Annotated in this window: 18 protein-coding genes, 2 tRNA genes and 1 pseudogene; 13 read left to right on the top strand and 8 right to left on the bottom strand. The window is 67.7% G+C overall.

Annotated elements, in window-relative coordinates; translation table 11 throughout:
• Positions 1 to 402: 402 nt before the first annotated feature.
• From dnaA to gyrB, 6 genes are all read left to right on the top strand, one after another.
• Positions 403 to 2,151 (top strand): chromosomal replication initiator protein DnaA, encoded by a 1,749-nt coding sequence (gene dnaA, locus CX1_RS11475; protein WP_240941568.1) that lies wholly within the window; start codon positions 403 to 405, stop codon positions 2,149 to 2,151.
• 190 nt (positions 2,152 to 2,341) lie between these two features.
• Complete coding sequence (locus CX1_RS12475; protein WP_146780731.1) at positions 2,342 to 2,557, top strand: hypothetical protein; 216 nt, start codon at positions 2,342 to 2,344, stop codon at positions 2,555 to 2,557.
• A 132-nt stretch (positions 2,558 to 2,689) separates the two neighbouring features.
• The gene (gene dnaN / locus CX1_RS11480) at positions 2,690 to 3,880 is read left to right on the top strand and encodes a DNA polymerase III subunit beta (RefSeq protein WP_046650973.1); all 1,191 of its coding nucleotides are present in this window, start codon (positions 2,690 to 2,692) and stop codon (positions 3,878 to 3,880) included.
• A 52-nt stretch (positions 3,881 to 3,932) separates the two neighbouring features.
• The gene (gene recF / locus CX1_RS11485; protein ID WP_046650971.1) at positions 3,933 to 5,132 is read left to right on the top strand and encodes a DNA replication/repair protein RecF; all 1,200 of its coding nucleotides are present in this window, start codon (positions 3,933 to 3,935) and stop codon (positions 5,130 to 5,132) included.
• On the top strand, positions 5,129 to 5,764 hold the full coding sequence (locus CX1_RS11490) for a DciA family protein (protein WP_046650970.1): 636 nt from the start codon (positions 5,129 to 5,131) through the stop codon (positions 5,762 to 5,764). Before recF ends, CX1_RS11490 begins: the two co-directional genes overlap by 4 nt.
• Positions 5,765 to 5,903: 139 nt before the next feature.
• Positions 5,904 to 7,949 (top strand): DNA topoisomerase (ATP-hydrolyzing) subunit B, encoded by a 2,046-nt coding sequence (gene gyrB / locus CX1_RS11495; RefSeq protein WP_046650968.1) that lies wholly within the window; start codon positions 5,904 to 5,906, stop codon positions 7,947 to 7,949.
• Positions 7,950 to 8,166: 217 nt separating this feature from the next.
• Here gyrB and CX1_RS11500 read toward each other — a convergent pair whose 3' ends face one another.
• Positions 8,167 to 9,651: a lipase family protein gene (locus tag CX1_RS11500; RefSeq protein ID WP_046650967.1), complete on the bottom strand. Its 1,485-nt coding sequence runs from the start codon at positions 9,649 to 9,651 to the stop codon at positions 8,167 to 8,169.
• A 176-nt stretch (positions 9,652 to 9,827) separates the two neighbouring features.
• Here CX1_RS11500 and CX1_RS11505 point away from each other — a divergent pair, with 176 nt between their 5' ends.
• Positions 9,828 to 10,796, top strand: a complete 969-nt coding sequence (locus CX1_RS11505) for an alpha/beta fold hydrolase (protein ID WP_244465512.1) — start codon at positions 9,828 to 9,830, stop codon at positions 10,794 to 10,796.
• 43 nt (positions 10,797 to 10,839) lie between these two features.
• Here CX1_RS11505 and CX1_RS11510 read toward each other — a convergent pair whose 3' ends face one another.
• Positions 10,840 to 11,184 carry a hypothetical protein gene (locus tag CX1_RS11510; protein ID WP_046650966.1) on the bottom strand — a complete coding sequence of 115 codons (345 nt, stop codon included), beginning with the start codon at positions 11,182 to 11,184 and terminating at the stop codon, positions 10,840 to 10,842.
• 10 nt (positions 11,185 to 11,194) lie between these two features.
• Positions 11,195 to 11,398, bottom strand: coding sequence for a hypothetical protein (locus CX1_RS11515; RefSeq protein ID WP_046650965.1), 204 nt, complete (start codon positions 11,396 to 11,398; stop codon positions 11,195 to 11,197).
• Between the two features lie 280 nt (positions 11,399 to 11,678).
• Here CX1_RS11515 and gyrA point away from each other — a divergent pair, with 280 nt between their 5' ends.
• The 4 genes from gyrA to CX1_RS11535 all read left to right on the top strand — a co-directional run bounded on the left by gyrA (position 11,679) and on the right by CX1_RS11535 (position 15,040).
• Complete coding sequence (gene gyrA / locus CX1_RS11520) at positions 11,679 to 14,330, top strand: DNA gyrase subunit A (protein WP_082719346.1); 2,652 nt, start codon at positions 11,679 to 11,681, stop codon at positions 14,328 to 14,330.
• A gap of 3 nt (positions 14,331 to 14,333) precedes the next feature.
• A complete protein-coding gene (locus CX1_RS11525; RefSeq protein WP_046650964.1) occupies positions 14,334 to 14,666 on the top strand; it encodes a DUF3566 domain-containing protein in 333 nt (110 codons plus the stop codon).
• A 159-nt stretch (positions 14,667 to 14,825) separates the two neighbouring features.
• A tRNA-Ile gene (locus CX1_RS11530) sits at positions 14,826 to 14,902 on the top strand.
• A gap of 65 nt (positions 14,903 to 14,967) precedes the next feature.
• A tRNA-Ala gene (locus CX1_RS11535) sits at positions 14,968 to 15,040 on the top strand.
• Positions 15,041 to 15,209: 169 nt separating this feature from the next.
• Here CX1_RS11535 and CX1_RS11540 read toward each other — a convergent pair.
• Together CX1_RS11540 and CX1_RS11545 are read right to left on the bottom strand one after the other, a co-directional pair.
• Positions 15,210 to 15,644, bottom strand: a complete 435-nt coding sequence (locus tag CX1_RS11540) for a tautomerase family protein (protein WP_046650963.1) — start codon at positions 15,642 to 15,644, stop codon at positions 15,210 to 15,212.
• A gap of 924 nt (positions 15,645 to 16,568) precedes the next feature.
• Positions 16,569 to 17,741 carry a hypothetical protein gene (locus CX1_RS11545; RefSeq protein ID WP_052753277.1) on the bottom strand — a complete coding sequence of 391 codons (1,173 nt, stop codon included), beginning with the start codon at positions 17,739 to 17,741 and terminating at the stop codon, positions 16,569 to 16,571.
• Positions 17,742 to 18,025: 284 nt separating this feature from the next.
• Here CX1_RS11545 and CX1_RS11550 point away from each other — a divergent pair, with 284 nt between their 5' ends.
• On the top strand, positions 18,026 to 18,562 hold the full coding sequence (locus CX1_RS11550) for a peptidylprolyl isomerase (RefSeq protein ID WP_046650962.1): 537 nt from the start codon (positions 18,026 to 18,028) through the stop codon (positions 18,560 to 18,562).
• An 814-nt stretch (positions 18,563 to 19,376) separates the two neighbouring features.
• Here the strand turns inward: CX1_RS11550 and crgA are convergent.
• Entirely contained in the window at positions 19,377 to 19,646 is a 270-nt protein-coding gene (crgA, locus tag CX1_RS11555) for a cell division protein CrgA (RefSeq protein WP_046650961.1), read from the bottom strand.
• Between the two features lie 87 nt (positions 19,647 to 19,733).
• On the opposite strand from crgA, the gene CX1_RS11560 reads away from it, so the two are divergent.
• Positions 19,734 to 20,399 (top strand): aminodeoxychorismate/anthranilate synthase component II, encoded by a 666-nt coding sequence (locus CX1_RS11560; protein ID WP_046650959.1) that lies wholly within the window; start codon positions 19,734 to 19,736, stop codon positions 20,397 to 20,399.
• A 90-nt stretch (positions 20,400 to 20,489) separates the two neighbouring features.
• Here CX1_RS11560 and pknB read toward each other — a convergent pair whose 3' ends face one another.
• Together pknB and CX1_RS12570 are read right to left on the bottom strand one after the other, a co-directional pair.
• Positions 20,490 to 22,523 (bottom strand): Stk1 family PASTA domain-containing Ser/Thr kinase, encoded by a 2,034-nt coding sequence (gene pknB / locus CX1_RS11565; RefSeq protein WP_060925710.1) that lies wholly within the window; start codon positions 22,521 to 22,523, stop codon positions 20,490 to 20,492.
• Positions 22,524 to 22,593: 70 nt separating this feature from the next.
• Positions 22,594 to 23,019, bottom strand: a pseudogene (locus CX1_RS12570) (hypothetical protein); the annotation flags it as partial.

Consider the following 23,019-nt stretch of genomic DNA (forward strand, 5'->3'; position numbering starts at 1 on the left):
ACGCGGCCCGACCTGTGACGATGCTGAACGGAACGAATGAACTCACAAGCACCTCCGGAGGTGCAACTGTGGATAACTGTCGTCACATGAGTAACACGCGACCTGCATGTTCGCTGCATTGCCGCAGGTCACGGACTTATGGCGGGCCGAATCAATCGCCGCCGCAACATGTGGATAGACTGTTGAGAAATCAGCGGCGCGCAACTTTCCACAGCTGTGCATGAACGTGTGGAAGCCCTGGCCATCGCCCCGATGCCATGTGGAGAAATTTCCCACAAGCGAAACCCTCCCCGGCTCCACCATCCGCTCGGCCCGGCACCATCCCCGCCACCCGCGCGACCCCCGCCGATCGACCCCGGCGGGTTATCCTGACCGTCCGACCGAAACCCGAAGGACCACGCGTTGACCACTCCCAGCCGAGACTTCCACGACACCTGGCTCCAGGTGATCGACATGCTCATCGCGGGAACGGACGTACGCGACGGGGAACCGCAGCCTCTGCCGATCCAGCACAAGGCGTTGCTGCGTTCGGTGCAGCCCGTCGGGCAGGTCAACGGCTTCGTTCTGCTGGCCACGGGCAGCGAAATGGTGCAGACGCTGGTCAAGGAAGAGCTCTCCGAGCGCATCGAGCGCGCACTCGAGGCGATCACCGGTTCCGCGCAACAGGTCGTGGTCACCATCTCGGAGGAATCCGGGCACGACGACCAGGCGGGGCACTCCGGGACGGGCCAGACGGGCGCCGGACATGCCGGGCACGCCGGCGCTCCCCGGCACACCGTGGCGGGCCGCGAATCCGCACAGACCGCGCAGTCTTCCCAGCCTTCTCGGCACTCCCAGCCCGGGCAGGCCACACAGTCCGGGCATCCGGACCACCGCCGCCACCAGGACGCCGGCTCGTGGCGCACCCTCGAATTCGAGCGCGACGCCCGCGAGACCGCGGAGTTCGGCGATCCGGCGCCGCAGAACACCGGGCACGGGTCCGCGGCCCCCGCGCAGCGCCAGCCGATGCAGCCGCAGCCGCCGCAGAACCCCGCGACGCAGGGCACGGCGGCCGACCTGTTCGGCCGCGGCAAGTACCCGTTGCACGACATCGGCGATCCGATGGGCCAGCCGGTGGAAGAGCCGACGCTGAACCCGAAGTACACGTTCGAGACGTTCGTCATCGGCCCCCAGAACCGTTTCGCCGCCGCCGCGGCCGCCGCCGTCGCCGAGCAGCCGGCCCGCGCCTACAACCCGCTGTTCATCTCGGGTGGTTCGGGCCTGGGCAAGACGCACCTGCTCCACGCCATCGGCCACTACGCCACGGCGCTCGACCCGAAATTGCGCGTTCGTTACGTGTCGTCGGAGGAGTTCACCAACGACTTCATCAACTCGGTGCGCGACGACGCCCAGGAGAGCTTCAAGCGTCGTTACCGCGATCTCGACATCCTGATCGTCGACGACATCCAGTTCCTCGAGGGCAAGGAAGGCACCCAGGAGGAGTTCTTCCACACGTTCAATGCCCTCCACCAGGCGGATCGACAGATCGTGCTGTCCTCGGACCGTCCGCCGCGCGAGCTGAAGACGCTGGAGGAGCGCCTGCGCACCCGCTTCGAATGGGGCCTGACGCCGGACCTGCAGCTGCCGGACCTGGAGACGCGAATCGCCATTTTGTCGAAGAAGGCCCAGCTCGACCGCCTCAACGTCCCGCACGACGTCCTGCAGTTCATCGCCGAGCACACCGCGTCGTCGATCCGCGAGCTGGAGGGCCGCCTGCTCCAGGTCACGGCCCAGGCGTCTCTGCTGAAGATGCCGGTGTCGCTGCAGCTCGCGGAGGAGATCATCGGCTCGGACAGCGCCGAGGTAGAGATCACCCCGGACATCATCATTTCGGCGACCGCCGAGTTCTACGGCCTCACCGTCGCCGACCTGACCGGCCCCGGCAAGACCCGGCCGGTGTCCCACGCGCGGCAGGTGGCCATGTACCTGACCAGGTCGCTCATCGACATCTCGCTGCCGGCCATCGGCAAGGTCTTCGGCAATCGCGACCACTCGACGGTCCTGTACGCCCACCGGAAGATCCAGAAGGAAATCTCCGACAAGCGCGCCACGAAGGATCAGGTCAACGACCTGACCACGCGCATCCGCGAGCGTTCCCGGGCCATCGGCTGAGTCACCGGCCGCGTCGCGCTTGACGACGGCCACCGGATCGGAGACGCCCGAAACGACGGAAGTCGCGCGATTCCTTACTTAATGCGTGTAATTACGCCTGTGTAATTCGGAGACTCAGGTCACACCGATCCTGTGGTCAACCAGCTGTTTTCCGTTCACGGAACTGTGAATGACGGGCGAACATCTGTGGATGAATCCCGAACTCGCGGATCCATCCACAATCGGGGCGATTCATCCACAGATCCATCAACCGCCCGTCAACATCGGGATCTCCGCGACGACCAGCGGCGGCGGCGTGAACTCACAGGATTCACAGCACCTACTGCTTCCCCCAACGATGAATCTCAATAAACGTCCGATGAAAAGGGGCCTGTCGACGAACGCCGCCGCGAGAGCCGGCGAATGACGGGAACTCAGAGACCGCCGCCGACGGAGCGGCGAAACTGGGTTAAGGTTGTGGTTCGAGGAAAGACCGGCGAAGGCCGGGCCGTCCGCAATCGCGGCCGGACCACAATTTCGTGACACTCATGGAGGGACGATGGAGCAGACGGACGTGCGTCTCCGCGCCGCCAAGGACGATCTCGCTGATGCGGTGGCGTGGGTCGCCCGCAGTCTGCCGACCCGCCCGACCCAGCCGATTCTCCGGGGCATGGTGTTCGTCGCCGGCGACGAGGGCCTGGAGATCGCCGGTTACGACTACGAGGTTTCGACGCAGATCCGCATCGCCGCGGAAATCTCCGAAACCGGTCGTTTCGCGGTCAACGGCAAGCTCGTCTCGGACATCGTGTCCAAGCTGCCCAACAAGCCGATCGACATGCATTACGACGGCACGAAGGTGCTGGTCACCTGCGGTAAGTCGCGCTTCGAGCTGCCGGCGATGACGCTGGAGGACTACCCGGCTCTGCCGTCGGTCCCGGCCGCGACCGGCACCATCGATCCGCAGCTGTTCACCGAGGCGATCGGGCAGGTGGCCGTGGCCGCCGGCCGCGACGAAACGCTGCCCATGCTCACCGGCATCCGCATGGAGACCGAGGGCAACATGGTCACCATGGCCGCCACGGACCGTTTCCGCCTGGCGGTGCGCACCTTCGAGTGGAATCAGATCCCGGAGGGCAACGCCGAACTGCTCATCCCGGCCAAGACGCTGGCGGACACCGCCCGTTCGCTCGACGCCGGCTCGAGCGAGCCGGTCACCCTGGCCTTCGGCGACGGTTCCGATGGCCGCGCCGTCGGCGCCGATGGCCTGCTGGGCATTCTGGCCGACCCGCGCCGCACCACCACGCGGTTGCTCGACGCCGAATTCCCGAAGTTCCGGCCGCTGCTGCCCAAGCAGCATTCGTCGTTGGCGTCGGTGCGCATCGATCCGCTGCGCGAGGCCATCCGCCGCGTCTCCCTGGTCGCCGATCGCGGCGCCCAGATCCGCATGGACTTCTCCGAGGGCCAGGTCGTCCTGTCCGCCCACGGCGACGAAGCCGGCCGGGCCGAGGAAGTCCTGGAGTGCGCGTTCGTCGGTGAGCCGCTGCTCATCGCGTTCAATCCGGGTTACCTGTCCGACGGCCTGTCGGCGATCCACACCGACCGCGTGGTCATGGGCTTCACGCAGCCCTCGCGCCCGGCGGTGCTGATCCCGGAGCCGGACGAACTGCCGGAGGCCGGCGAGGACGGCATGTTCCCCAACCCGGAGACGGAATTCACGTACCTGCTGATGCCCGTCCGCCTTCCGGGCTGACCGGGATTCCCGGGACCAAGGAAGGCGGGGCGTTTCGCCCCGCGGTGCCGACATGTATCTGCGTTCGCTGAGCCTGCGTGATTTCCGGTCCTGGCCGGACCTGAATCTGACGCTCGAGCCCGGCATCACCGTGTTCACCGGGCGCAACGGCTACGGCAAAACCAATATCGTCGAGGCCGTCGGCTATCTCTCCACCCTGTCGTCGCACCGGGTGTCCACGGATGCCCCGCTGGTCAGGTCCGGTGCGGACTCGGCCCGGGTCTCGGCCACCGCCGTCAACGACGGTCGCGAGCTCACGGCGCATCTGCTGATCAACCCGCATCGCGCGAACCAGGCGCAGCTCAACCGGACCAGGTTGCGCAGCCCGCGGGAGTTGCTGGGCACCGTGCGGTCGGTGTTCTTCGCCCCGGAGGATCTGGATCTGGTCAAGGGAGAACCGGCGCAACGCCGCAGGTACCTCGACGATCTGCTCGCCGTTCGTCGTCCGCGCATGGCGGGCGCCCGCCTGGAGTACGACCGGATCCTGCGCCAGCGCAACGCGCTGCTCAAAACCGCCGGCGGGTCGTTGCGCCGGGGGTATTCCTCGTCGGAGGGCCAGGCGGCGCTGGCCACGCTGGACACCTGGGACGCGCAGTTGGCGCAGATCGGCGCGATCATCACGGCGGCCCGCATCGGGCTGGTGCGCGAGCTGGCGCCGCGGGTGGTCGAGGCGTACGCGACCCTGGCGCCGTCGTCGCGTCCAGCCATCGTCGAATACCGGACGAAGTTGCCGGTCGACGACCTCCCGGATGATCCCGAGGTGATCGAGGCCCTGCTGCTCACCGAGCTGGGCGCCCGCCGCAACCGCGAGATCGACCGCGGGCTCAGCCTGGTCGGGCCTCACCGGGATGACCTCCTGCTCAATCTCGGCAACGATGCCGCCAAGGGTTTCGCCAGCCACGGGGAAACCTGGTCGTTCGCGCTGTCGCTGCGGTTGGCCGCATATCTGATGCTCCGCGACGAAGGCCCGGACCCGATCCTGGTCCTGGACGACGTCTTCGCGGAGCTTGACCGGCACCGCCGCGAGGCGCTCGTGGACATCGCCAAGCAAGCCGAGCAGGTGCTCATCACGTCGGCCGTCGGCGAGGAACTGCCCGAGGGGCTTTCCGACGTCCCGCGCGTCACCACGCACGTCGTGTCGGTGGAAGACACCGATGACGGACGGATCTCGGTCCTCGATCGGCCCGATGACGCCGGGGATGACGGCCGATGACCGGCGACGAAGCGCCCGATCTGGTCGGAGACGTGTTCTCCAGGATGCGCTCGACGGCGAAGATGGGCGGCAAGCATCCCCCGTCGCTGCAGCGGCCGCCCCGGAAGAACTCGGGTTTCACGCTGGAGGCGGGCCCCCGCGTGGTCAAACGGGACGAGGACGGCAATGCGGTCGGCGATGGCGGCGAAACCGTGCCCGTGGTGCGCGACTACGCCGGCACCCGCGTCCCGCAACGCCTGCTGTACCGCGACGGCATCCGCATCCGCCGCCGCCGGGACCGGGAGCCGAAGGCTTTCGGCGCCATCCTCGCAGGTCAGGCGAATGAGCGCGGCTGGCAACGCAACATCGCCAACGGCATCATCATGTCCAAGTGGCCGGAAATCGTCGGCGAGGTCATCGCGGATCACGCCGAGGTGGTGGAGTTCAAGGACGGCACCCTGGTGGTCCAGTGCGCGTCGAGCACGTGGGCGACGCAGCTGCGGTTGGCGCAATCGCAGATCATCCGGACCATCGCGGAAGAAGTCGGGGACGGGGTCGTCGAAAAGCTGCACATCAAGGGACCCTCGGGGCCGAGTTGGACCAAGGGGCGCCTGCGCGTGAAGGGCCGCGGCCCCCGCGATACGTACGGATGACCGGATCACACGATGCGCATTTCGCGAAAATCGGCGCTGAACGCCTTTTTCACGCGACCTGATGCACGTCCGGTGGGGGACTACGGGGTAAGATGGAGCGGTATATCCAGCGCACCAACAAAGGGAGACCGGTTCCACAGTGGCTGCCACCGAAAACAATTACGATGCCTCATCGATCACCATCCTCGAGGGGCTCGAGGCCGTCCGCAAACGTCCCGGCATGTACATCGGCTCGACGGGCGAGCGCGGCCTGCACCACCTCGTGTGGGAGGTCGTCGACAACTCCGTCGACGAAGCGATGGCGGGTTACGCCTCCGAGGTGAAGGTGACCCTGCTGGAGGACGGCGGCGTCGAGGTCATCGACGACGGCCGAGGCATTCCGGTGGAGATGCACCCGACGGGTGCGCCGACGGTCCAGGTCGTCATGACCCAGCTGCACGCCGGCGGCAAGTTCGACTCCGAGTCCTACGCCGTCTCCGGCGGCCTGCACGGCGTCGGCATTTCCGTGGTCAACGCCCTGTCCACCCGCGTCGAGGCGGAGATCGTCCGCGACGGCCACGTGTGGTTCCAGAACTTCAACACCGCCGTGCCCGAGGACCTGGTGCAGGGCAAGAAGGCCCGCGGCTCCGGCACGACCATCCGCTTCTGGCCGGACGACTCCATCTTCGAGACCGTCGAGTTCAACTTCGACACCATCGCCCGCCGCCTGCGCGAGATGGCCTTCCTGAACAAGGGCCTGACCATCACGCTGGTGGACAAGCGCGTGTCGGAGGAGGAGCTCGAGGCCGAGGCGCTCGCCGAGCAGGCGGAGAAGGAGTCGGCCGCGCTGGTCGACGAGGCCGAGGACGCCGAGGGCACCACCGACGTGGTGGAGAAGGCGAAGAAGCGCCGCGAAAAGAAGAAGGTCTACCACTACCCGAACGGCCTGCAGGACTACGTCGACGCGCTGAACAAGTCGAAGAACATCATCCACCCGTCGATCATCGGCTTCGAGGCCGGCGGCGAGGGCCACGAGGTCGAGATCGCCATGCAGTGGAACAACGGCTACTCGGAGTCGGTGCACACCTTCGCCAACACCATCAACACCATCGAGGGCGGCACGCACGAAGAGGGCTTCCGTTCGGCCCTGACCTCGTTGATGAACCGATACGCCCGCGAGCACAAGCTGCTCAAGGAAAAGGAGAACAACCTCACCGGCGAGGATGCCCGCGAGGGCCTGGCCGCGGTGATCTCCGTCCGCGTGGCGGATCCGCAGTTCGAGGGCCAGACCAAGACCAAGCTGGGCAACACCGAGATCCGCGGTTTCGTGCAGCGCATGGCCAACGAGCACATCGGCCATTGGATGGAGGCCAATCCGGCGGAGGCGAAGGCCATCGTCAACAAGGCCATCGCGTCGGCGCATGCCCGCCAGGCGGCCCGCAAGGCCCGTGACCTGGTGCGCCGGAAGTCCGCGACGGACCTCGGCGGCCTGCCGGGCAAGCTGGCGGATTGCCGTTCCAAGGATCCGTCGAAGTCGGAGCTGTTCATCGTGGAGGGCGACTCGGCCGGTGGTTCGGCGAAGTCGGGCCGCAACTCGATGTTCCAGGCGATCCTGCCGCTGCGAGGCAAGATCCTCAACGTGGAGAAGTCGCGCCTCGACCGCACGCTGAAGAACAACGAGGTCCAGGCGATCATCACGGCGCTGGGCACCGGCATCCACGACGAGTTCGACATCGCCAAGCTGCGGTACCACAAGATCGTGCTCATGGCCGACGCCGACGTCGACGGCCAGCACATCGCGACGCTGCTGCTGACGCTGCTGTTCCGCCTGATGCGCCCGCTCATCGACGAGGGCCACGTCTACCTGGCTCAGCCCCCGCTGTACAAGCTGAAGTGGGGCAAGGGCGATCCCGGCTTCGCGTACTCCGACGCCGAGCGCGACCAGATGGTCGAGGTGGGCCTGGCGGCCGGCCGCAAGATCAACAAGGACGACGGCATCCAGCGCTACAAGGGCCTGGGCGAGATGAATGCCCAGGAGCTGTGGGAGACCACCATGGATCCGGATCACCGCGTGCTGCGCCAGGTCGCGCTGGAGGATGCGCAGAAGGCCGACGAGCTGTTCACCATCCTCATGGGCGATGACGTCGCGGCCCGCCGTTCGTTCATCACCCGCAACGCGAAGGACGTCCGCTTCTTGGACGTCTAGCGGAGCGGTCCCGGGCGGTAAGGACCGGCGCCGAACTCCAAGGACCGGCTCCGAAATGCAGCTTTACGACGCCGATGGGGCGTCAACCATGATTCAAACCAAGAATCATTGTTGGCGCCCCATTATTGTTACTGGTCCAGGATCACCGTTCCGACCGGAACCAAGTTCAAACCGGATCGATGTTCGGTTGGATCTACGTTTCAGCCGGATGGGCGTTCTAGGAGGAACCGGGGATCGGGATCTCGCCGGAACCGCCCGGGATCGGGGAGACGGTGCACGCGCCGACGACGGGTGCGTCGTTGAACATGGCGAGGATGAAGCCGACGCCGAAGGGCGCGCCGCTGACCGCCTGGGCGAAGTGATTGTATGAATCGATCTTCGGCAGCACGTCGTCGCGGTAGAAGACCTGGCCGCCGTTGGCGCACCAGTTGGCGGCGAGATCCTTGGCCTGCTGGAACTCGACGTTGAGGTCGTGGCGGCCGGAGACGATCATGGTGGGGGCGGCCGGGACGCCGTGGCCGATGAACTGGTCGTTCATCGCGGCCTCGCCCTCGGGCAGATCACGGAGCATCGCGTCGAGGGAACGGCCGTCCTTGGTCCACTCCGAGGTTCGCTGGTGGCCGTAGGTCGAGGTGATCTGGTCGGTGCACATCGTGGACAGATCCTCGAGGGTCGCTTTGCCGCGCTCGGACATGTTCGCATCCATGATGGGGGCGAGCTGCGGGTACCGGGCGGCCAGACCGTTGATGGTGAAGCCGATCGCGCCGACCAGGTCGGAGCCGTCGATGTTGCGCTGCACCGCGTCGAGGTCGGCCGGCGGGGCCGAGGCGTAGGCTGCGGCGACCTGCAGATCGGGGGCGTAGTTCGCGGCCTCCTCGACGGCCGCGGCCGATGCGCCGCCGCCCTGGGAATGGCCGTAGAACGCGACCTTGCCGTTGCCGCCGGAGAGGTTGCGTGCGGCGCGGGCGCCGTCGAGCATGGCGTGGGCCTGCTCGGCGCGGTTCATGTACGTGTGCATGCCCGGGGTGCCCATGCCGACGTAGTCGGTGACGAAGACGCGGACGCCCGCACCGGCGAAGACCCAGTCGTAGAGGCCCTCGAGGTTGACCAGACGTCCCGACGTGAAGGGATCTGCCTGGTTTTCCAGGGGCCAGTTGCGCGAGGGTGCGCACTGGTCGCCCTGGCCGACGGTGCCGCGGCCGATGACGACCGTCGGCCGCTCGCCGGCGCCGGTCCACGGCACGGACGGTTCGACCATGTAACCGCTGACCGGGATCGGATTGCCGTGCATGTCGGTGGTGGAATACAGCACCTTGGTCACCGAGGACGGGAGCGGGTAGTCCAGGTCCGGCGGCATGGGAGCGGTGGCTGCGGCGGCGGTGCGCAGAATGGATCCCGGGGCGCCGGCGGTGACGGTCGAGGTGTCGTAGAAGGCCTCGTCGATGGCGGGGGAATCGTCGGAGGAGCCCAGCGCACCGAGCGAACCGGATGCGTCGCCGCCTTCGGCACCGCCATCGCCACCGGCACCGGTACCCGTGCCGTCACCCGCATCGGCGGAAGGCAGTCCCGGGAGACCGGGGACGGCGGGCAACTGGGCGACGTTCGGGGCGGCGGACGCCGGAGCCGTCGCGCCCCCGATCAGGATGGTGCCGGCAAGGAACGTGGCGGCGGCGCGGCGCCGGAATCGTGTCGAGGATCGCATGTTCCGGATTATTTCCAAACGTAAAGCGTCCTGGGCGCAATTCGTCGAGAAAGTGCCGCCTGCCAGCGAATTTGCGTCGAACGGGGGGATATGGGGACCGCGGCGGAACTGGACAACGCCGTTCGCCGGCCGCATCCGGTTTTCCCCCCGGCGAAACCGGGGATATCGTATCACCCGTGAACGAACACGAGGAGCACGCGAATACCGTCGAGGTGCCCGGCGACATCGTCCCGGGCGCCGACGGCGAGCGCGTCGAGGCCGTCGCCCGCACGCGCGAGGAGCCGGAGATGACGGAGCGGGTGCTCCTCGACGGTTCCGTGACGCCCATGCAGATCCATCGCCCGGCCGGGAAGCCGAAGGCGATCGTGGTGTTCTTCCCAGGGTTCGGCATGGGCGCCCGTTACTACTGGCCGATGGCCCAGGAGCTTCGCGACCGTGGCTTCGGCGTGCTCGTCTCGGAATTGCACGGCCAGGGCGGGCAGACCGCCAAGGCGACGCGGCGTCATCAGTGGGGCTATCACGAGCTCGCCGCGGTGGACTACCCCGCGGCCGTGGCGGCGGCGCGCACGGAGTTCGAGGAACCCGGCGAGCGCCTTCCCGTCTACCTGATGTGCCACTCCATGGGCGGCCAGATCGGCGCCCTGTATCTGTCGCGCCCGGAGGCCGACGTCGACGGCATGATCACCATCGGTTCCGGCACCCCGCACTACATCCGTTTCGCCGGCCGCGAGTACATCCGGCTGTGCTGGGGTGGCCCCGTGATGTGGACCGTGGCCACGGCCCTCGGCTACTGGCCGGCGGGACCGTGGGATCTGGCGCGGTACGGCCGCCAGTCCGGGCGGCACGTGCGCGAGTGGGCCATGTTCGCCCGCAACGGCCGCCTGCACCCGACGAAGGCGGACATCGATTACGAGCGCGAGATGCCCAAGGTCACCACGCCCGTGCTCATGCTGACCTGCGACGGCGACCGCGATTGCACGCCGGATTCGGCCATGGACCTGGCGTCGCGCCTGCCCAAGGCGGCGCGTTTCGAGTTCGTCGATCGCCGCCTCGGCAACAACCGGTGGGCACGCGAACCCGAGGCGGTCGCCGACCGTTTCGAGTCGTGGCTCGGCGAACTCGATGCCGGGGTCCGCTGGCCTTGATCGACGAGCGGTGACCGTGCCGGCCTTCGGCGGTTGACCGTCCTCACTGAACGGGGTGGCGCACCCCGGCGAGGGCGGCGGCCCGATCGAAGGACATGTGGGCGTCGGCGAGTCGGCCGAGCACCATCACCGCCACCACGGCGAATGCGTCGTTGCCGCGATCGAGGGGCTTGAGCCGGCGGATCGTCTCCGCCATCGCCCGCGCCCGTTCGTCCATAGCCCGGCCCCGGGATCCGGAGTCTGCGTGGACGTCGATGCCGGCGATGGATCCGTCTGCCGCTGCCGCCGCCGCGGCCAGTGCCCAGGGGCGCACGATCCGCGCCCCGGAGAACTCCGGCAGCAAACCGGCGAGCACGTCGACGACGGCGACGAGGTCCTCCGGCGTCATCGGTTCCGGCTCATTTCGCCAGCCTGCGCAGCAGTGCTGCGTGCGATTCGACGGTTTCCGCCGCGAGCATGCGCACTTCCGAGTCGCGCACCGCACGGGCGGCGGCGTCGACGATCGCCCTGCGCGCCGCCTCCTGCTTCGAGGTGCCGCGGGTCCCGGCGAGCAGCGTCAGGGCCCGATCTTCCGCCGGCGTGAGCCGCAATGTCATTGCCATGCGGCCAGAGTAGCTGCGTCCGGCGTAAGTTGGTATCACAATGATACCGAAGTCGCGCGGAATCGTCGCAAAGCAGGCCCTGTGAGGCGCTGATGCGCGATTGCGCAGCGTATGATGGGGGAGTCATGCTCTCGATTCCCGTCCCGCGCGGCCCTCACCGGCGCGCCGGAGACGGCGGAGACGCCGAAGTCGGCGAAAACCGCGGAGGCACCGAAGGCGCGGAATCGAGACGCGGGAGCGAAGCCCGGGCATCCCACCCGGGGACCAAGTGGAGGTACGAGTGAGCGACGACAACGGCACCCTGTTCGGCGGCGGCGGCGATGGCGGGGACAAGATCCACCCCATCGACATCAACGAGGAAATGCAGTCGAGCTACATCGACTACGCGATGTCCGTCATCGTGGGCCGAGCCCTGCCGGAGGTGCGCGACGGCCTGAAGCCCGTCCACCGCCGCGTCCTCTACGCCATGTACGACAACGGCTACCGCCCCGAACGTGGCTACGTGAAGTCCGCCAAGCCCGTCTCGGACACCATGGGCAACTACCACCCGCACGGCGACGCCTCGATCTACGACACCATGGTCCGCATGGCCCAGCCGTGGTCCATGCGCTACCCGCTCGTCGACGGCCAGGGCAACTTCGGTTCCCGCGGCGACGACGGCCCGGCGGCCATGCGATACACCGAGGCCCGCCTCACGTCGCTGGCCATGGAGATGGTCCGCGACATCCGCGAGAACACCGTCGACTTCCAGCCCAACTACGACGGCCGCACCACCGAGCCCGTCATCCTGCCGTCGCGCATCCCCCAGCTGCTGATGAACGGTTCCGGCGGCATCGCCGTCGGCATGGCCACCAACATCCCGCCGCACAACCTGCGCGAAATCGGCGCGGCCATCAACTGGTGCCTGGACAACCCGGAGGCCGACGACAAGACCGCCCTCGAGGCGATCATGGGCTTCATCAAGGGCCCCGACTTCCCGACCGCCGGCCAGATCGTCGGCGACAAGGGCATCGAGGAGGCCTACACCACCGGCCGCGGCTCGATCCGCATGCGCGGCGTCACCACCATCGAGCAGGAGGGCACCCGGCAGCAGATCGTCATCACCGAGCTGCCGTACCAGGTCAACCCGGACCGCCTCATCGCCAACATCGCCGAGCAGGTCCGCGACGGCCGCATGGCGGGCATCTCCTCCATCGACGACGAGTCCGACCTCAAGTGGGGCATGCGCATCGTCGTCAAGCTCAAGCGCGACGCCGTGCCGCGCGTGGTGCTGAACAACCTGTACAAGCACTCGCAGCTGCAGACCAGCTTCGGCGCCAACATGCTGTCCATCGTCGACGGCGTGCCGCGCACCCTGCGCATCGACCAGATGGTCCGGCTCTACGTCGACCACCAGATCGAAGTCATCGTCCGCCGCACCCAGTACCGCCTGGACGAGGCCGAAAAGCGCGCCCACATCCTCCGCGGCCTGGTCAAGGCGCTGGATGCGCTCGACGAGGTCATCGCCCTGATCCGCCGGTCGGCGACCGTCGACACCGCGCGCACCGGCCTGATGGGGCTGCTCGACATCGACGAGGTGCAGGCCGACGCCATCCTGGCCATGCAGCTGCGCCGCCTGGCCGCCCTCGAGCGCCAGAAGATCATCGACGAGCTCGCCGAGCTGGAGAACAAGATCGCCGACCTCAAGGACATCCTGGCCAGCCCGCAGCGCCAGCGCGACATCGTCCGCGACGAGCTCGCCGAGGTCGTGGAGAAGTTCGGCGACGACCGCCGCACCCAGATCATCGGCGCCATCGGCGACGTCACCGAGGAAGACCTCATCGCCCGCGAGAACGTCGTCGTGACCATCACGTCGACCGGCTACGCCAAGCGCACCAAGGTCGACGCCTACAAGTCGCAGCGCCGCGGCGGCAAGGGCGTGCGCGGGGCGGACCTGAAGCAGGACGACATCATCCGCCACTTCTTCGTCTGCTCCACCCACGACTGGATCCTGTTCTTCACCAACCGCGGCCGCGTCTACCGCCTCAAGGCCTACGAGCTGCCCGAGGCCACCCGCGCCGCCCGCGGCCAGCACGTGGCCAACCTGCTGGAGTTCCAGCCCGGCGAGCGCATCGCCGAGGTGCTGCAGATCCAGACCTACCAGGACTCCCCGTACCTGGTGCTGGCCACGCACGACGGCAAGGTGAAGAAGTCCCGCCTGGAGGAGTACGACTCCGCCCGCAGCGCCGGCCTGATCGCCATCAACTTGAAGGACGACGACTCGCTGATCGGCGCCCGCCTGTGCTCCGGCGACGACGACCTGCTGCTCATCTCCGAGCGCGGCCAGGCCATCCGCTTCACCGCCTCCGACGACGCGCTGCGCCCGATGGGCCGCGCCACCGCCGGCGTGCTGGGCATGCGCTTCAAGGGCGACGACAAGCTGCTGAGCATGGTCGTCGTGGAGGAGGGTCAGCACCTGCTGGTCGCCACCACCGGCGGCTACGGCAAGAAGACGCCGCTGAACGAGTACGCGGCGCAGGGCCGCGGCGGCCAGGGCGTGCTGACCCTGAAGTACGACCCGAAGCGCGGCGCGATCATGGGCGCGCTGGTGGTGTCCAACGACGACGAGATCTTCGCCGTCACCTCCGCCGGCGACATCATCCGCACCCGCGTCAACGAGATCCGCGCGACGTCGCGCGCCACCAAGGGCGTGCGCCTGGTCAACCTGGCCGAGGGCACCGAGCTGCTGGCCATCGACCGCAACGTCGAGGAAGAGGGCGAGGAGACGGCCGTGAAGGTCTCCGAGACCGGCACCCTCGACATCGTCGACGCACGTCCGGGCGGGGTCTCCGCCGCCGACAACGAGGACGAGCAGGGCTCCGGCGAAGGGTCGGATGCTGACGCCGGCTCCGACACCGACACCGACGCCTCCGACGAGGGCGGCGAGGAGTAGCCCATGGCCGACACGCAACTGGTGGTCCGGCGGGTCAGCCCGTGGACCACGCTGCGGATTTCCGCGGCGGTCAGCGTCGTCGGGTTCCTGGCCTGGATGGTCGCCGTCGCGGTGCTCTACCTCCTTTTCGAGGCGATGGGCTTCCGCGACCGGTTCAACGACCTCCTCGGCAGCGGCGGGAGCCTCGGCGCCGGCTTGATCTTCGGCGTCGCCGCCGGCATCGGGGTGCTGTGGGCGGTGCTGATCACCGCGCTGGCGACCCTCGGCGCCGTGGTCTACAACGCCTGCTCCGAATTGGTTGGCGGCATCACGGTCACGCTCGACAACGTCGAGTAGCGGCAAGTTCGCGCTTGACGACGCCCACGTGGGCGTCGTCAAGCCGAAAACCGGGCAGGTGCGCCATCCGGCGATGTTCGGAGCAAGCGCCCAAAATGGGTGTTGACCAGCCGATTTGGTTTCCTCCGAGAGTCCGGGTTAAGTTATATCCCGGTTCAGGGGCCTATAGCTCAGGCGGTTAGAGCACTTCGCTGATAACGAAGGGGTCGGAGGTTCAAGTCCTCCTAGGCCCACCACGAACGGGCCCCGCGCCGACGAAGCGAAAGCTCGTCGGCGCGGGGTTTTCCGTTGTCCGTGAACCGGGGCCTTAGCTCAATTGGTAGAGCACCACCTTTGCAAGGTGGGGGTCAGGGGTTCGATTCCCCTAGGCTCCACAACTCATGTCCCCTGCCAGTGCGCTGGCGGGGGCATCGTGTTGCGCGCACGGCGTCGAGCCGCCGGCCTGAGGTGACGAACATCGCGCATCACGACACCGCCGCTCCGGGCCCATGCAGCGCGCTCATGCCGCGCCTCGTACATGAAGGCTGAATCGATCCGCGGGGATTAGTCCGGGGCCAGATAGCTGCGGGTGTCGTCGTCGAGAGACGCCAACCACTCAGCTTCCTCCCCTGCCGCGGGGAGAACGTACCCGTACTCGATCATGTCCGCCGGCGGCAGGTCGACTAGGTAGACCCACACCGTTCGGCGCGGCACGCCCAAGACCTCGCGGACGACGCCGCTCAGAGCGTCGAGCAGGGCGACCTTCTGCTCGGGGGTGCGCCCGGCACGGATCTGACCGTGTACGAACACCAGTTCGTCGGCGATCGGGGTGCCCCCGACGAAGTGCCGGTCGGTGTCGACCTCCTCGAAAACGACCTGAGCGAAAAACCCCGGCGCACCGGTGGCCACGGTGTGAGCTGAGGTGATCGCGTGGGCGAGGGAGGCGCGGGCGTCGGGACCGAGGCGCCCGGTGGAAGTCCGCACGGTATATGTAGGCATGGTGCGAGGATAGGAGTCGGATTGGGGCCGGTCAACCTTGCCCGAATTCAGAATCGAGAGGCCTTGCGCTGGTCGAAAAGGCTTTCAGGCGGGCGGCTCACCAGGCGGTCCATCTTGCGTTTGGCCGCTTTTCGACTCCGCGGGGAACCGCTATGCCATCAAGCTGTCCCGCATTTCCTCTCACCTGTCGGTACGTCCTGCTGCGCCTCGATAGGTGGCATCGAGTGGCACTCAGGGACGCGGGGAGATGAACGTCAAGCTCACGGCCGCCCTGCTCATGGCGGGCGACCAAACGAAAATTCCTCCGGGACGGTGTATCTCCAACCGGGTCATCTTATGTCGCACGCTGGGCCGGTTCACTCGGATCGGCCGACCCCGGGGTGTTCCGACTCCGCACACGCAAGCGCGGAATCGTTGGTGTTCGGATTGACGTCTTCAGTTGCGGTGCGTCACCGACCCGACGATTGAGTCTGTTTCCCCCGAGTGCAGTTGCACATTGCGCGGCGACAAGGTGCGTGGCGACCCAATGAACTCGACCCTCACCCTGAGATTCAGTGAGAGATCCCCACAGCGCCTTTTCGGCCGCCGCAGTCGGGGTATCGTGCTCTCCGCTCATTGGGGATTCGCGACTACTAGGCGGGTTTCGATCTTTCGAAGGGGCGAGCGACAGTAACGGCAGACGCTTCGGTGATTTGATGCAACTAAATCGCCGAAGCCTCGGCGATTGGTGGCGTTCACGACGTGATCCACGTGAAAAAGAGGCCCGAAAGCATGGATATACGAAAGCGGCGCCCTCCCGAGAAATTCGGGAGGACGCCGCTTCGTCGTTCGGTGCCGGAGTCGTTCGGTGCCGGTGCTGTTCGGTGGTTGTCCCGAAAACCGGTGCCGGATGCCAACCGCCGCCGGTTTCCCGGCGGCCGACTATTACTTCTCGTCGTCGATGATCGGCTTCGGGGCCTCGTCGACCTGCTCCGGCATCTGGGCCGGGTTCGGGGCGCCCGGCTTGGGGGCGTTGCCCTTGCCCTTCGCACCGCCCGGCTTCGGGGCGCTGGCCTTCGCGCCACCCGGCTTGGGGGCGTTCGCCTTCGGGGCCTTTACCTCGGACTGGACCTTGACCTCGGTCGGGGTGACGTCACCGGAGACGTCACCGACGGTGCCCTTGGCCTCGTCGGCCTTCTCGGCCTCCTTCTGCGACGCCTTGGCGGCGGCCTCCTCGGCGGCCTTCGCCTCCTGCGTCTTCTTCTCGGCGGCGGCGCGCTCCTCGGCGGCCTTGGCCTCCGCAGCCTTCTTCGCCTCGTCGGTCTCGGCCTTGGCGGCCTTGTCCTCGGCGGCGTCGGCGCGCTTGTCGGCGGCGTCGGCCTGCGCGCCGGCAGCGGTGGACTTGGCGGCCGCGGCCTTCTCGGCCGACGCCTCCTTGACCTCCGCGGCCTTCTCGGCGGCGGCGTCCTTGACCTCGCCGGCCTTCGCCGCGACGGTCTCCTTGACCTCGGCGGCCTTGTTCTTCACCGGCGCCGGATCGACCGGCAGCTTGTCGCCGGACTTCAGCTTCCACACGATCGCGGCGACGACGGCGGCGACGACGGCGAAGACGATCGAACCGGTGGCGATGCGACCCGACTTCGCGCGGCGGGCCTCCTTGCCGGACAGCTTGTCGGCGGTCTGCTGGACCTTCTTCTCCAGGTCCTTGCGGGTGGCGGCGGCCTGCTTGGCGGCGTCCTTGCGGGCCTTCTTCGCGTCGCGGCGGGCCTTGCAGCCCTTCTTCTCCGCGTTCTTGCGCAGCTTGGCCACCTTCTTGGCGGACTGCTTCCGGTTCTTGGCGCCGGTCTTCTTGATGTCGGCGACGCCGTCGGTGGCCTTGTCGCGCAGGGTCTCCACCTCTGCGGCGACGTCGTCGCCGAAGGTCTGCAGCTGGTCACGGGTGGTGTCCGCGAGGGCCGACGCCTTCTTCATGGTCTCCTTGTTGCGCTTTTCGGCGACCTTCTTGGCATCCTGCATCGTGTCGTAGAGTTCGGCGGCCTTCTTGTCGCGGTAGTCGGCGTAGGCCTCGTATGCCGACTTGGCGCCCTTGAGAGCCAGCGAAACGGTGCTGGGGTACATGGTGTGATGCTCTCCTCGTCAGTGTGGACAGTCTCCGCGGCCACGGCGAGCGCCCGGCGGTTGCCCGGGGGCGCCTCGGTGGCACGGTGTTCACCTACAAGCGTATTCATTTTCCGCACCTCCCGTAGCGCGTTGCGCGATCTTCGCGGGGCATCTCAGAGACGGTCGGGCCATGTTCGGGCGGCGTGCGGGCGATGTTCGCGCAGCGCGAACCGGCGCCGCCACGTGGCCGCGCCCCGGCGATTCGTTGTTGCCTGCGCGGAATCGCCGGTATCCTCGGCCAGGTGACTAACAAGACCGCCACCGCAACCGTCCACACCAACCACGGTGACATCGCCATCGACCTATTCGGCAATCACGCGCCGGTCACCGTCGACAACTTCGTCGGCCTCGCCGAGGGCACGAAGGAGTACTCCGGGCAGAACGCGTCCGGCACCGAGTCCGGCCCGTTCTACGACGAGGCCGTGTTCCACCGCATCATCGCCGGCTTCATGATCCAGGGCGGTGACCCGCTGGGCACCGGCACCGGCGGCCCGGGCTACAACTTCGACGACGAGATCCACCCGGAGCTCCAGTTCGATCGCCCGTACCTGCTGGCCATGGCCAACGCCGGCAAGCGCGGCGGCCGCGGCACCAACGGTTCCCAGTTCTTCATCACCGTTGTCCCGACCCCGCACCTCAACGGCAAGCACACCATCTTCGGCGAGGTCGCCGACGAGGAGTCCCGCAAGGTCGTCGACGAGATCGCCCGCGTCGCCACCGACCACTGGGATCGTCCGGTGGAGCCGGTCGTCATCACCGGCATCGACATCGCCAAGTAAAGAGGTTTCCCGCCGGATCCGCTGCTGAGCGGTTTCCGGACCAGGCCGGCCCCTGCTCTGGGGTCGCCTGCCGGGGTTCGCCCCGGCCACAGCGCCGACGGACATAGTGTCCGTCGGCGCTTTTTCGTGCGTTCTCGACGTTCCTGCGCGAAGTCGGCGCCGCACCCGTCCGCCCCGTGACGACGCAACCTTGCACTGAACTCTCAATGTGTACTTCAGGGGGTAGTGGGGGAGGGGCGGTCTTCCACATGTCCACAGGCCTGTGGATGCTTTCGCCGGAGCTTCCTCCACCGTTCCGTCAACGTTCCGGCTGCTTTACGACGGCCCGCGGGGCACCCGGAAGGTCTCCCCGATCTTCCACAGGGGTGTCCACACTTGTGGATAATTCCACTGTTGTAATTTACGAAAAGCCGTGCGAAACGACTGAAAATCAACTGAACATGAGGTTACGCCGAGACCCTGGGGGCATATCGACGTGTTGTGCACAGCATCATCCACAGCCTGTGGATGGTGTGGACAAATCATTCCGGCCCCCGGCGGCCTCCGTTACGGAAATCATCCCCGAATCCATCCACAACCATCCACAGGCCTCGCTCCACATTCATCCACAAATTACACCGTTGATACACAGTTTTCTGGGGATGGATCCGCGGCCGCCGCCACCCTCCCAGATGACGAATTTCTGTGATTCCATGCCCGAAGCGGGGGTACATAAGCGTCGTAAAGCACCCCCGTACCCGGGCAAAGCAAAACGCCCCGCGCAGAAGCGCGGGGCGTGGTGGCCGGGGCAACGCACCCGGCGGGAGGATCGCGGTCAGCGCCAACCCATGGTCATCAGCAGACCCAGCACGAACATGCCGAAACCGATGACGTAATTCCAGGCGTTGAGCTCCACCATGAACGGGATGCTCGGGCCGGCGATGTAATTGACCACCAGCCACAGCAGGCCAATGGCCATGAGCCCGAACATGATCACCTTGTACCAGGTGGGCGTCTGGGTCGTGTTGATCTTCACCGGGGTGCGGCTGACCCCGGAGCCACCGGCCGGCGCGTTGGTTGTGCGATTCACCTTTGCCTTGGGCATCGGATCCCCATTTCCATCTGATAGTCGGTGCCCGGAACGGCAACCCGTCCCTCGTCGGCGACCAATCTACCAGTATGATTCTGGCTCATGCGCATCCTCGTCGTCGACAACTATGACAGCTTCGTTTTCAATCTGGTCCAGTACCTGGGCCAGCTGGGCGAGTCGACGACCGTGTGGCGCAACGATGACGAGCGCCTGGCCGACCCGGCCGCCGTGGCCCGCGAGTTCGACGCCGTGCTGCTCTCGCCCGGCCCCGGCACTCCCGCCGACGCCGGGCAGACGCCCGCCATGGTCCGCGCCTGTGCCGACGCCGGCACCCCGCTGCTCGGGGTCTGCCTGGGGCATCAGGCCATCGGCGAGGTTTTCGGCGCCGACGTCGTGCGCGCCGACGAGCTGCTCCACGGCAAGACCTCGCCGGTCGCCCATGACGGCACCGGCGTGCTGCGCGGCCTGCCCGACCCGTTCATCGCGACCCGCTACCACTCGTTGACCGTCGACGAGGCCACGCTTCCCGACGAACTGGTCGCCACCGCCCACACCCCGTCCAGGATGCTGATGGCCATGCGCCACCGCGACCTGCCCATCCATGGCGTGCAGTTCCACCCCGAATCCGTGCTCACCCAGTACGGCCACCGGATGCTGGCCAACTGGCTCACCGACGCCGGCGGCAACTACTCCGAGACCCTGCTGACCGCGCTCGAGGACGAGCAGGCCGGCTACGAGCGGGCCTTCGACGACGTCGTGGCCGGCTGACCGGCACCCGGAATGCACCGAGGCCCGGCCCCCACGCGGGGGACCGGGCCTCGGCCATTGCGGTCGGCGGCGCCTACGTGGCTACCACCTTCAATTCTCCGGCAGCGCCGGCACCGGCACCGGCAGGTCGATGCCCGGGGCGTCGTTCGGCGGGTTGTCGATGCCGAGGATGAAGACCTCCAGCTCGATGTCGCCGTCCTTGTTCACCACGGCGTCGGGGCCGGGGCGCTGCGCCTGGACGGTGTCGACCTTCGTCGGATCGATCGTGGTCACCGTGCGCACGGTGATCGTGCCCGTCGCACCCGCATCGCGGATGGCGCGCTCGGCGTCTTGGACCTTGCGGCCCTCCACGTTCGGCATGCGCATCTGATTTCCGCGGGACACGCGGATCTCGATGGTCGACCCGGTGGCCACGCGCTCGCCGGCCTGCGGGACCTCGAGCACGCGGCCCTCCGGCTCGGTGGAGTCGACCTCGGTGACCCGGACGACGAACTCGGCGGATTCCAGCGTCGCGCGCGCGGATTCGAGGTTCTGGCCCGTCACGTCCGGCACCGTCCGGGTCTCGGGGCCCGAGGAGACGGTGAGGTTGACGCGGGTGCCCTTGGACACCTGCGCGCCGGCCGACGGAGACTGGTCGATGATGTGGCCGCGCGCGATGTCCGGCGAGGCCACCTCCCGCAGCATCGGGTCGACCTCGAGGCCTGCTTCCTCCAGCAGGCGGCGGGCTTCTTCGGCGGGCTTGTCGCGCACGTCCGGCACGTCGGTGATCTCGCGGCCCGACGACACCTTCAGCACCACCGTCGACCCTTCGGGCACGCCCGAGCCGAACGCCGGCTCGGTGCCGATGACGAAGTTGCGGGCGATGTCCGGGTGCGGTTCGTCGCGGCGGTCCACGACGAAGCCGGCGTCTTCCAGCATCTCCTGGGCCTGGTCGGCGGACATGCCCTCGACCTGCGGGATCGCCACCGACTCGGACTGGCCCGAGCCCGTGAACAGGTTGTACGACACCACGCCGACGGCGCCGAGCAGCAGCGCGGCGATCGCCAGCCAGGCGACGGTGGCGAACATGCCGCCCTTCTTCTCGTCCTCGCGCTCCCGGCGGGCGACCGGTTCCGCTTCACGACGGGCCGGCGCGGAATCGCCCCGGCGGTTGGCCGCGGCGGCCGCGCCACCGGCGGCGCCGGCGGCACCGGCACCGACTGCCGCGGCGGTGCGCGTGCGGGGGGCCGACGGTTCGTCGTCGTCCAGATGCGGCAGCGCGGCCAGCGGCACCTCGCCGCGGCTGATGCGCCGCAGTTCCTCGGCCAAATCGGCGGCCGTGTCGTACCGCTCGGCCGGGTCCTTGGCCATCGCCGTCAGCAGAACCGCGTCCAGCGCCGTTCCCTCTTCGTCGGAAAGCCCCTTCACCAGCTCCGACGGCAACGGCGGATCATCCTGGACATGCTGGTACGCCACCGACAGCGGCGTCTCGCCGGTGAACGGCGGCTGGCCCGTCAGCGCCTCGAAGAGCACGCAGCCGACGCTGTAGATGTCCGAGCGGGCGTCGGCGGGCTTGCCGCGGGCCTGCTCCGGCGACAGGTACTGCGCCGTGCCGATCACCGCGGCGGTCTGCGTCATCGTGGTGGAATCGCCCAGCGCGCGGGCGATGCCGAAGTCCATGACCTTCACCGCGCCGGTGTTGGTCAGCATGATGTTCGCCGGCTTCACGTCGCGGTGGATGATCCCCTGCCGATGCGAGAAATCCAGCGCATCGCAGACGTCCGCCAGAATCGACGCCGCCCGCCGCGGGTCCATGGGGCCCTCGCGGCGCACGATGTCGCGCAGGGTCTCGCCCTGGACGAGCTCCATCACGATGTACGGGACGGTGCCCATCGGGCCCTCGGTCTCGCCGGTGTCGAAAACCGACACGATGACCGGGTGGTTCAGGAACGCAGCGTTCTTCGCTTCACGACGGAACCGTTCGAGAAAGCTCTCGTCGCGCGCGAGATCGGCGCGCATCATCTTCACCGCGACTTCGCGGCCGAGAAGCGTGTCCGATGCGGAATAGACGTCGGACATGCCGCCGACGCCGATGAGCCCGCCAAGGCGGTAACGGCCTGAGAGGAGTTCGTCACCAGTGGTCATCGGCGACTCCCTTCGGTCTGGAACTGCGTGGGTGAAACGGGCTGGGGGAAAATCATGGTGCTGCCGTCCATCATCCCGGCAAACCGGGCGGCGGCGGTAGCCCCGGCAGGAACGGCGCGCCGTTGACGTCGCCGCCCCCGCCCCCGTTGCCCTGGTTGCCGGAGTTGCCCGAGTTGTTGCCCGGGCCCGAGTTGGGGTTGTCGCCGTCGCCGCCACCGCCGAGGTCGGGGATCTCCGGCAGGCCCGGCAGCGACGGGATGGTGGGCTCCTCCGGCGTGAGCGTTTCCTCCGGCGTGGTCGTCTCCGGCTCCTCCGACGGAGTCCAGGTCGGCTCGTCGTCGGTGGTTCCGGTCGGTTCGGTCCAAGACTGCTCGGTGGTCGTCGTTTCGGAACTCGACCCCGGCGTGCCGGTGCCGCGTTCGGACATGGCCCCGAGCAGGATCCAGATCGCGCCGGCCAGGACGGCCAACAGCAGGATCAGCGTCAGCCACAGGCC

This window comes from Corynebacterium xerosis NBRC 16721 = ATCC 373, from assembly GCF_001552415.1.
GTDB classification, from domain to species: Bacteria; Actinomycetota; Actinomycetes; order Mycobacteriales; family Mycobacteriaceae; genus Corynebacterium; species Corynebacterium xerosis.